The sequence below is a fragment of the Streptococcus sp. 10F2 genome (assembly GCF_054331515.2).
The window spans coordinates 1-8,931 of record NZ_JBTGGE020000055.1 but is presented as its reverse complement, the minus strand read 5'-3'; the positions used below and the strand labels follow the sequence as shown (position 1 = coordinate 8,931).

At 41.7% G+C, this 8,931-nt stretch carries 5 protein-coding genes; 4 read left to right on the top strand and 1 reads right to left on the bottom strand.

Features of this window, described 5'->3' with window-relative positions:
* On the bottom strand, window positions 1-4,859 hold a 4,859-nt coding region (locus ACXM1Q_RS08015), incomplete at its 3' end, for a DUF1542 domain-containing protein (RefSeq protein WP_458517615.1).
* A gap of 220 nt (window positions 4,860-5,079) precedes the next feature.
* Here ACXM1Q_RS08015 and ACXM1Q_RS08010 point away from each other — a divergent pair.
* The 4 genes from ACXM1Q_RS08010 to ACXM1Q_RS07995 are packed head-to-tail and all read left to right on the top strand — an operon-like array spanning window position 5,080 to window position 8,037.
* On the top strand, window positions 5,080-5,844 hold the full coding sequence (locus tag ACXM1Q_RS08010) for an amino acid ABC transporter ATP-binding protein (RefSeq protein ID WP_458517614.1): 765 nt from the start codon (window positions 5,080-5,082) through the stop codon (window positions 5,842-5,844).
* A 10-nt stretch (window positions 5,845-5,854) separates the two neighbouring features.
* Window positions 5,855-6,664, top strand: coding sequence for a transporter substrate-binding domain-containing protein (locus tag ACXM1Q_RS08005; protein WP_458517613.1), 810 nt, complete (start codon window positions 5,855-5,857; stop codon window positions 6,662-6,664).
* 9 nt (window positions 6,665-6,673) lie between these two features.
* Complete coding sequence (locus ACXM1Q_RS08000; RefSeq protein WP_458517612.1) at window positions 6,674-7,375, top strand: amino acid ABC transporter permease; 702 nt, start codon at window positions 6,674-6,676, stop codon at window positions 7,373-7,375.
* A gap of 17 nt (window positions 7,376-7,392) precedes the next feature.
* The gene (locus ACXM1Q_RS07995) at window positions 7,393-8,037 is read left to right on the top strand and encodes an amino acid ABC transporter permease (protein WP_458517611.1); all 645 of its coding nucleotides are present in this window, start codon (window positions 7,393-7,395) and stop codon (window positions 8,035-8,037) included.
* Window positions 8,038-8,931: the final 894 nt, after the last annotated feature.

The following is an 8,931-nucleotide window of genomic DNA, read 5'->3' as shown; positions in this document are numbered from 1 at the left end:
GCTTTCGCTGCTTCTGCATCAACTTGTTCTTTAGCTGCTGCTTTTTCTTCATCAGTCAAGCTATCGTTCGCATCAATCGCTTCTTTCTTAGCTTTCGCTGCTTCATCGATCGCTTTCTTAGCTTCTGGCTTAGCAACTGGAGTTTCTGGAACTGCCTTAATCGCTGTTTCACCTGCAGTCTTAGCTTCCTCAACTCCTGCATTTGTTGTCGCTGCATCTACTGCGTCTTTAGCTTTCGCTGCTTCTGCATCAACTTGTTCTTTAGCTGCCGCTTTTTCTTCATCAGTCAAGCTATCGTTCGCATCAATCGCTTCTTTCTTAGCTTTCGCTGCTTCGTCGATGGCTTTCTTAGCTTCTGGCTTAGCAACTGGAGTTTCTGGAACTGCCTTAATTGCTGTTTCACCTGCAGTCTTAGCTTCCTCAACTCCTGCATTTGTCGTCGCTGCATCTACTGCATCTTTAGCTTTCGCTACTTCTGCATCAACTTGTTCTTTAGCTGCCACTTTTTCTTCATCAGTCAAGCTATCGTTCGCATCAATCGCTTCTTTCTTAGCTTTCGCTGCTTCATCGATCGCGTCCTTAGCTTTAGGCTTCGCAACTGCAGTTTCTGGAACTGCCTTAATCGCTGTTTCACCTGCAGTCTTAGCTTCTTCAACTCCTGCATTTGTTGTCGCTGCATCTACTGCATCTTTAGCTTTGGTTGCTTCTGCATCAACTTTTTCCTTAGCTGCCGCTTTTTCTTCATCAGTCAAGCTATCGTTCGCATCAATCGCTTCTTTCTTAGCTTTCGCTGCTTCATCGATCGCGTCCTTAGCTTTAGGCTTCGCAACTGCAGTTTCTGGAACTGCCTTAATTGCTGTTTCACCTGCAGTCTTAGCTTCTTCAACTCCTGCATTTGTTGTCGCTGCATCTACTGCGTCTTTAGCTTTCTCTGCTTCTGCATCAACTTGTTCTTTAGCTGCTGCTTTTTCTTCAGCAGTCAAGTTATCGTTCGCATCAATCGCTTCTTTCTTAGCTTTCGCTGCTTCATCGATGGCTTTCTTAGCTTCTGGCTTAGCAACTGGAGTTTCTGGAACTGCCTTAATCGCTGTTTCACCTGCAGTCTTAGCTTCTTCAACTCCTGCATTTGTTGTCGCTGCATCTACTGCGTCTTTAGCTTTCTCTGCTTCTGCATCAACTTGTTCTTTAGCTGCTGCTTTTTCTTCAGCAGTCAAGTTATCGTTCGCATCAATCGCTTCTTTCTTAGCTTTCGCTGCTTCATCGATGGCTTTCTTAGCTTCTGGCTTAGCAACTGGAGTTTCTGGAACTGCCTTAATTGCTGTTTCACCTGCAGTCTTAGCTTCTTCAACTCCTGCATTTGTTGTCGCTGCATCTACTGCGTCTTTAGCTTTCGTTGCTTCTGCATCAACTTGAGCCTTAGCTGCTGTTTTCTCTTCATCAGTTAAGTCTTTACGTGCATCGATTTCGGCTTTCTTAGCTTTCGCTGCTTCATCGATCGCTTTCTTAGCTTCAGGCTTAGCAACTGCATCTGGGTTAATAGCATCGATGTTATTAAGCCCGTCATTCTTAGCTTTCTCTACTGCATCGTTTGTTGTAGCCTTTACAATCTCATCAACAGCTTTCTTAGAAGCTTCGGCAACTTGAGCGATTGCTGCTTCTTTTTCTTCCTCAGTCAAGCCTTCCTTAGCTTTAATCTCTTCAATCTTCGCTTTCGCTGCATCATTGATAGCTTTTTCGGCTGCATTCTTAGCTTCTGCATCTGGGTTAATAGCTTTAACAGTCTCAACACCTTTATTCTTAGCGGATTCAACTGCATCATTCGTTGTCGCTGCATCTACTGCAGCTTTAGCTGTTCCTGCTTCTGTATCAACTTGAGCCTTAGCTGCTGTTTTCTCTTCATCAGTTAAGTCTTGACGTGCATCGATTTCTGACTTCTTAGCTTCCGCTGCTTTATCAATGTCTTGTTTCGCAGTGTCTTTCGCATTATTAACATTTGATTGACCATCTAAAGCTGATTTAGCATCCTCGAGAGCTTTTTGGGCTGCATCAATCTCATCTTGAGATGCATCTGGCTTCTTAAGAACTGCTTCTGCATCCGCCAAAGCTTTATCGTAAGCTTCTTTCTTATCTGGAGTTGCCTCAGTATAATTCGGATCCTGCGAATCAGAAGATTTATCATCTACTTGTTCTTGTAACAAATCTTTATCTGTTACGTGAATTGTAAATGTTTTAGTCGTTTCATTTCCAGCTGCATCTCGTACCGTTACAGTTACAGGATAATCACCTTTTTCTGCGGTAGGAGTTCCACTAATTTGTGGATTAGCAGTATCACCATTATAAGTTACACCAGCCGGAAGACCTGTAACAGCGACAGTAGTAACAGCGACATTGTCACCAACTGATAAACTCTGATTAAAAGCTGCGCCTTTCGCAACAGTAGAATCTGACAAGTCTTCTACTGTTGGAGCGACATCATCTTTTACCTTGATGGTAACAGGTACAATATCCTTACTTCCATCATTGTAAGTTACAACAACATTCTTAGTAATATCTGCTGTACTATCTTGAGGGATTTCAAGAGGAGATTCCCATGCATAGGTTGTACCTTCAGGCATTTCTCCACGATTTGAAATCGCCGCTTCCGCTGAAACATCAGCGCCCTTTTGCGACATCCGTGCTTCTTGCTCTTTGGCTACAGGTTCCTTAATCTTTGCCCATGTTGCAAGCGTTACAGATCCTAAAGATACTGAATCACTTTGGTTATTTGAGTCATCAATGACATAGGTCAAGATTTCAAATGTCTGTTGTTTATCAGCATTTGCTTTAACAGCCGCAATCGCTTCTTCTTGGGTTAAAAGTTTCCCTGTACTATCTTTCAGACGGAATTGAGTCCGGTCACGTTGCTCATAACCTAGACCAGTAGCACTCTTTTGTTTTAGTTGAGCTGTTGTATGAAGGTTATCCGTAGCAGTCACATTTTGTGGCGTTAACTTACTTCCAACTTCAGTCTCATAGTTCGCAACAGGAATGATGGTTGTTGCCGTAGGTAATTTGATAGCTGCCTTCGTAGCTGCTGCATCAACAACTGGTTTGGTCACATCGACACCAACAATGTAAACTGGAAGAATTTCACGAGCTTCTGGAGTATCATTTCGAAAATCCCAGTTGTCATTATTTGCAATTGGTGTCTTATGATAAACTGACGTATAACGAATCCCATCAACATATAACAACGCTGGATTTGAATCTAGTTCAGTTCTACTACCCGAATCTGCATATTTAAATTTCTGAACAGTTTTCCCTTGATTAGTACTTGATCCTACAGGAGAAAGTTGACCACCTTCTACAAAATTTGAATTAGCTGGACTTCGTCTAACTTGAAGTACTTCGGTAACCTTGTTCGTAGCTGGATCAAGGAAACGTCCATTGGCATTCTTGGCAAAAGTGTCAAAATCTGTCCCTTGGATGGTTCTTCCTTGACCATTCTTCGGAGTAGCAACAAGGCGACGACGAATTTCAGAAAAACTGATTGAGCTTAGATTGTCAATATCATAACGATATACCCATGCACCGCTTTCCATCTCTAGGAATCCTGGATCTGTGCTTGGACGACCTGATAGAGGTCCTTGGTCTGTCAACGTAATATTATAACCATCACGAAGGGTAGGATTGCTCGTTACGGTTTTTGACTTATCCATCACATAGGTACTGCCATCTTTATTCGTAACCGTCACGGTTCCATCATTGGAGACTGAAAACTGAGATTCTGGATGAATATTCTGATTTTGAGGCTTACTTTTTATTGCCTCAATTACTTCCCGCTTCTCAATTTCTGTTAGATTAGCAGGATCAGCTACTAGTGTCTTCTCTGGATCAACCAAGATGACTGTAATAGTTGTTTTAACCTCATCCACAGAATTATCGGGATAGGTTATAATTACCGTAACCTCCTTGAGTCCCGGCATACTTGAATCTGGTTTTTGTTTAAAGGCGTATTTTGTTGCATCTCTTGTTGCCTTTGGCAAGTGATCTGTAGTGACAGAACGATCTACCTGATAGCCCATATCGTGATGTAAAAAGACCTCTCTAGGACGTCCTGTTGGAGTATACAATTCTGCATCTGTCGGTGTACTCCGTAATACACGACGGCGACGAGAGCTGCTATCAGTTGAAGTCGTTGTTGGCACAAGCGCAAAGAGCAATTGGTTTTGTTGCAACTCAGCGATTTGCTGGGTTAATTTTAACTCTTCTCCCTTAGCCAATTGGTAACCGGCAGGCAATTCTTTAGGATTCACCTGAATAGTCGTTACAGCCTTGCTATCTGACGTTACGACTTCCGCTACCTTTTCTTCCGAAGCAATAACTTGTTGCGTTGCTTGGTTCACATAAGTAACAGTATAAGGAATCTCTACTTTGCGAGCTTCAACCTTAGATGAGCTAGTCGTGTTCGAAGAATCTGTAGCAGTTGGTTTTGTTTCAGATTTAGCTTCTGTTGAAGTTTCTTTTTTCATCTCTTCTGTAGAAGCTGTTTCTTCTTTAACAGCAGCATCTTTTTCGGCTTCTACCGGCTTCTCTTCTGTAGCAACTAGCTGTTCTGGAGTTTCAGCAGTCGGAGTCGTTGTAGTAGTTTCCGCAACTTTCGTATCAACCGCCTGAGGTTCCTCCTCGGCAGGCTCCTTTTGCTCTCCTACCTGTACAGCACTAGCTGTCGCAGCCTCTAACTCACTGGCAGATACATCTGTTCCCATGATCATAAAAGCAGCAATAGCTACAGATACGACCCCTACATTAAACTTTCGAATGGAAAAACGCTGACGCGTTTCAAAGGGAAAACCCTTAGATTTTTTCCGATTTTTCATAAAAATCCTTTCTTAAACATTATTTTACAATTGTCATTCTCTCATACCGCAAAGACAAATGCAAGAAATATAACCGACAGATTGTATGTCACGTTTTCTCACAAGTATTTCTAGTTATATTTCGAGCATCTTGCATAATTTTGCTTTTTTTGATAGACTACAAGATAAGTTTTGTTTGTTATATGTTAGATTTTCTTACAAAACAAAAAGGAGGAAAACAATGTCTCTTATCGAATTTAAAAATGTTCAAAAGTACTACGGAGATTACCACGCTCTGAAAAATATCAATCTTGAAATTGATAAAGGTCAGGTTGTGGTACTACTTGGACCTTCTGGTTCTGGAAAATCGACCTTGATTCGGACCATCAATGCTCTTGAAGCCATCGAAACAGGTAGCTTAAAAGTCAATGGTCACGAACTCGTACACGCTTCAACAAAGGACTTGGTCGAACTTCGCAAAGAAGTCGGAATGGTCTTCCAACATTTCAATCTCTACCCTCATAAAACCGTTCTCGAAAATGTTACTCTAGCACCGATCAAGGTCCTAGGAATGGACCCTCAAGAAGCCTTGACGCTAGCTGAAAAATATTTAACCTATGTAAACATGTGGGATCGAAAAGATTCCTATCCAGGTATGTTATCCGGAGGTCAAAAACAACGCGTTGCCATCGCTCGAGGCCTCGCCATGAAACCGGAACTCCTTCTCTTTGATGAGCCGACTTCTGCCTTAGACCCTGAAACGATCGGTGATGTCCTCACCGTTATGCAAAAATTAGCCCGTAGCGGAACCAACATGGTCGTCGTGACCCATGAGATGGGCTTCGCCCGAGAAGTTGCAGATCGCATTATCTTTATGGCTGATGGTGAAATCTTAGTCGATACAACAGATGTCCATGGATTCTTCGACAATCCTCAAGAACCAAGAGCTCAACAATTCCTCAGCAAGATTATCAACCACACCAGTGATAAAGTAAAAGAAGACTAGGAGGATGCACATGCACTTCAAAAAATACATTGCCTATACACTCGGCCTATGCCTAAGCTTCTTTCTTCTCTCCCTTCCTGTTCAAGCGGCTGAACAAGTCCCTGAACAAGTTCAAAAAATTCAACAGGCAGGGGTTCTACGCGTTGGAGTGAAGCAAGATGTTCCAAACTTCGGCTACTTGGATCCTAAAGATCAAGAGTACCATGGAATGGAAATTGATATCGCCAAAGAAATTGCCAAAGCTTTAGACGTTTCCATCGAATACACGCCAGTAACAGCTCATACTCGCGAGCCACTAATGGATAATGGCCAGGTCGACTTAATCATCGCTACCTATACGACGACACCACAACGGCAAGAATCCTATGCTATCTCCAAACCCTATTACTATGATCAGATCGGTTTTCTCGTCACTAAAAAATCTGGAATTAAAAACTCCAAAGACCTTAATGGCAAAACAATTGGGGTTTCCCAAGGAGCCACTACCAAAGCAAACTTAAAGAAGTACGGCGAAGAGAACGGGCTATCCTTTCAATATGTCGAACTTGGTTCTTTCCCCGAACTAGCCATCTCCCTCTATGCTCAGCGAATTGATGCTTTTTCCGTCGATAAGTCTATTTTATCGGGCTATCTCAGCTCACAAACACAGATTTTAGAAGAAGGATTTTATACGCAAGAATACGGTATTGCTAGTAAAAAATCAAATACAGAACTAATCAGCTACATTGATACCCTCATTGAAAAATGGTCCCAAGATGGCACCCTTCAGAAAATTCAAAAAAGCCATCACCTAAAATCTGGTAAAGCAACTGATCATTAAGGAGGTCCCATGTTTTTAATCTCTACTTCAAGCCCTTTTTCTCTTTCTAGATGGGGGGCTCTCTTTCAAGAATTAGATGGATTTTTTCAAGGATTCCTCTATACCCTTGGCTTATCCATCGGCTCTCTTCTATTGTCTATGCTATTAGGCATTCTTTTTGCAGCAATGGCTTCTAGTCATTCTCGCTTTGCTCAAACTTGCTCTCGAATCTATGTAGAATTTTTCCAAAACACTCCCCTACTCATTCACTTTGTCTTTGTTTATTATGGCCTAGCCATTTTATCACAAGGCAGTCTCATGATTTCAGCTTTTTGGACAGGGATCCTCTGTGTTGGTCTTTACCACGGGGCTTATATCTCAGAAGTATTCCGTTCGGGAATCCAAGCTGTCCCTAAAGGACAGACAGAAGCCGCTCTTTCTCAAGGATTTAGTTACGCTCAGACCATGCGGCTCATCATTATCCCACAAGCTATTCGAACGATTCTCCCTCCCCTCACCAATCAAGTGGTGAATCTGATCAAAAATACAGCTACGGTTGCTATTATTTCTGGAGCTGATATTATGTTCGTCGCTAAGTCTTGGGCCTTTGAGAGTACAAATTATGTTCCCGCCTTTAGCTTTGCAGCCTTCCTCTACTTCCTTCTTTGCTTCCCACTTGCTAGCTGGGCAAGACGAAAGGAAGAGGCTAATAAACGGACCTACAGTCTTTAATTTAGAAAGGAATATCCATGTCAGATCTTTTTAATCCCTACAATCTGAGTTTCCTTCTACAAGGACTCGGTCTTACACTTCTCATTTCATTGACTGCCATTTTCCTATCTACTATTTTTGGAACTTTATTGGCACTCATGCGTAATGGTAAAAATCGACTTCTCCAACTCATTGCAAGTATCTATATTGAGTTTGTTAGAAATGTCCCCAACCTCTTATGGATTTTTATCATCTTTTTAGTCTTTCAAGTTAAATCACTCCCTGCAGGAATTATCTCCTTTACAATTTTTACCTCAGCAGCCTTAGCTGAAATTATCCGAGGAGGTCTAAATTCCATTGATCATGGGCAAACTGAAGCAGGTCTATCTCAAGGATTTACCAACTATCAAATTTTCACCCTTATTATCTTTCCACAGGCGATTCGGAAAATGTTACCGGCCATCATTTCCCAATTTGTCACAGTCATAAAAGATACTTCATTTCTATACTCTGTCATTGCCTTACAAGAGTTATTCGGGAAAAGTCAAATCTTAATGGGGCGTTATTTCCATCCCCAACAAGTTTTTGCCCTCTACGCTCTCGTCGCACTCACCTACTTCCTCATCAACTTCATGATTTCTAGTCTTTCCCGACGACTAGCCCTTCACTGGAAAGATCAATAAGCAATTCAAAAAACATTTTATGGAAATATGAACCAAAGAAAGAGGCGGAAATGCAATCCCGTCTCTTTTACTTTTCAATCTTAATCGAGGAGAGGTTCATTTTTAGTCCCTCTCACACCACCGCACCTAGCGTTTGGCAAATAGCGGCTCAGTTAACTTTTAACGCACGTCTTTTTAAGTAGAAGTCTAAGCAGCTAACCAGTCCTCGTTTAACAAGGACTGGTTTTGATTTTGCTCTCTTTAGTGCTAACTTTTGAGCCACTAGCTGGTAGCAATTATCTCAGGTGGGCAGCTGATCTACTATCCATCTAGATATTCCTAATTTCAACACCCCCAGATTTATTTTCCACTGTTTCCATGTCCACGTTCGCAATCGCTCGTCTACTGTTGTCATCACCAATTTTATAGCCGTAATTGAAAAGTAATTGCCTCAATCTCTAATGGCAGACTTGAGTGATATGATTCATTCACTCAAACTAATTCTTCATTTCCTGGAAGTCAGTTACTTAAGCTTTCTGACAAACTTCCTCCCACTGTTTTAGCGAGAGCAACTCTGCCAACCACCCTTCAGAGATTTCTAGAAGCTCCAACCTAGATACTTCATTTTGCTAGGACGGACGATTTAGATGCTTTCCATATTCACGTTTAAGCCTAAGCGTTTTTCCATAAAATAACTGATAGAGTTCCTAACTCTCTTAGCCAGAGCTTCGTTATAGCCTAAGAATCATAAACCTCGTTTTCCCAGTTGCTTATCTAGTTATAGGCAGTATGGTATACTCTTTTAGATTATAAACTGTATATGATATACTGTTTTTATGGCATACGGAATTGATTTTAGAAAACGGGTCCTTGAATATGTTAAAGAGGAACATACACGTAAAGAAACAGCAGCTT